3 protein-coding genes are annotated in these 1,605 nt (G+C 41.9%); all 3 read right to left on the reverse strand.

Translation table 11 applies throughout. The features are described from left to right. Positions 1–160: 160 nt before the first annotated feature. On the reverse strand, positions 161–688 hold the full coding sequence (locus WMO25_RS17830) for an A24 family peptidase (protein WP_349086548.1): 528 nt from the start codon (positions 686–688) through the stop codon (positions 161–163). 181 nt (positions 689–869) lie between these two features. After that, positions 870–1,058 carry a pro-sigmaK processing inhibitor BofA family protein gene (locus tag WMO25_RS18895; RefSeq protein WP_015513579.1) on the reverse strand — a complete coding sequence of 63 codons (189 nt, stop codon included), beginning with the start codon at positions 1,056–1,058 and terminating at the stop codon, positions 870–872. A gap of 75 nt (positions 1,059–1,133) precedes the next feature. Next, positions 1,134–1,605 (reverse strand): alpha amylase C-terminal domain-containing protein (locus WMO25_RS17835; RefSeq protein ID WP_349086549.1); only part of this gene is annotated, 472 nt, incomplete at its 5' end.

Below are 1,605 nucleotides of genomic sequence, written 5' to 3' on the forward strand. Positions count from 1 at the left end.
TTTCCACTTTTCATCCGATATCGGATGTTCCAGATACAGTTGGATATTAAATGGCGAATATGCCTGACGTCCAAGAAACGCAGCAAGCCTTTCTCCATAACTTTTTCGTTTTTCCAGTATCAGCAATGTTACATTTTTCAACGCATTCGGTCACCACCTCTCACAAACTACCTATATTCCAAACAACAACCTCTGCTGCCAGTGCCAAAAAAAGCGGCACAGCAAACGGTATGATAAAGTGCTCTCTTCCCTGCAGATGCGACATATCCATATAAGGTTCTGCTCCATGCCTTTGTATGCGCTGCGCATAATGCAGCAAATATCTGAAACGTTCTCTGCAAATGTCATATTTCAACATTTTCAACAGTGAAATAACTGCACCAAATACCAGTGACACAATCAGTATCCGTACAGACTTTACAGGCCCCATATAGACAGCCATTGCCATCATAAGCTTCAAATCTCCGGCACCAAACATTGACAAGACAAAAAAACCTGCACAAAGGATGAAAATCAACACCATTCCTGCCGCACCATCGATCACGCCTCCGGAACCATCTGCCCAAAAGCGCAGGATATACCCGTTTAAAGCCCCAACCAGTATGAGTTCATTCGGAACCCAATAACTGCGGTAATCTTTCACGGCAGCTGCTGCCATAAATAGCAGCAGCGTCATCTGTAAAATCATGGTCTCACACCCTGTTATTCAATTTTATCGTTTTAAAAGGGGAATTTTTGATGAATTGGATTTTGTATCTGAATTATAGCAGTCCCTATCTGCTTTGTAAATGCGATATTATCTGATTCTTATCAATATTCATCGGAACAATCTGACTTTTTTCGAGTTCTATCCATGAGCTTCGACATTTTCAGACATAGATTTGAATAAAACTAAGCCCATAGGCCAACAAAAGTCCGGGAACACCCAGTATTGCACAGCTCAAAAAAGTCAGCACATTGACGCCTACCGGCAAAACAATCCCGGCGGCAGTAAGAAAGAAAGAAAAAACAGTAATAAAAAAGGACCCCAAAAGTCCTCTGATCAGAAAACGAAGCATCTTTCGTCACCCGTTTTTCTTTAAGATATGCCCCTGTCCTTTTTTTAAGAACAGAGGCATGCCCAATAGTTCAGTCTATTTTACTTTCTTGTAATGACCGGCCAATTTGTGAATATCTTCTTTTGTATAGCGCTTTGCCGGTTTCTGTGGTTCTTCCCGCTTAGGTTCTACATAATCAAACTTGAAAATACATACACCATAAGCACCCAGATGATATTTAATAGAGTAGTCCTTGAAATCCCAGCTTTCCTTCACAGCTTCAATCGGTTCCGGATTCACCAGACCTGTGCCGCCGTATTCTGCAGCATTGCTGTTAAAGACCTCTGTATAGGTTCCCGGACACAGTACACCGGACTGAAAATTCTCATAAGCCACCGGTGAGAAATTGAAATGACATAACAAACAGTTCTTCTTATCCTTGGTCATACGGCAGAATGTCAGCATATTGTGCTCCGCATCAGAACCGTTAATCCATGCAAAACCTTCCGGTGAATCATCCAGTTCATACAAAGCCGGCTCATTCTGATAGAAATGCAGCAAATCACGA

This window comes from Coprococcus intestinihominis (genome assembly GCF_040096555.1).
In the GTDB taxonomy this organism is placed as follows: Bacteria; Bacillota; Clostridia; order Lachnospirales; family Lachnospiraceae; genus Coprococcus_A; species Coprococcus_A intestinihominis.

Coding starts and splice junctions, on each gene's coding strand:
- WMO25_RS18895 (WP_015513579.1), bottom strand. CDS start 1,058: ATGCTTCGTTTTCTGATCAGAGGACTTTTGGGGTCCTTTTTTATTACT.
- WMO25_RS17830 (WP_349086548.1), bottom strand. CDS start 688: ATGATTTTACAGATGACGCTGCTGCTATTTATGGCAGCAGCTGCCGTG.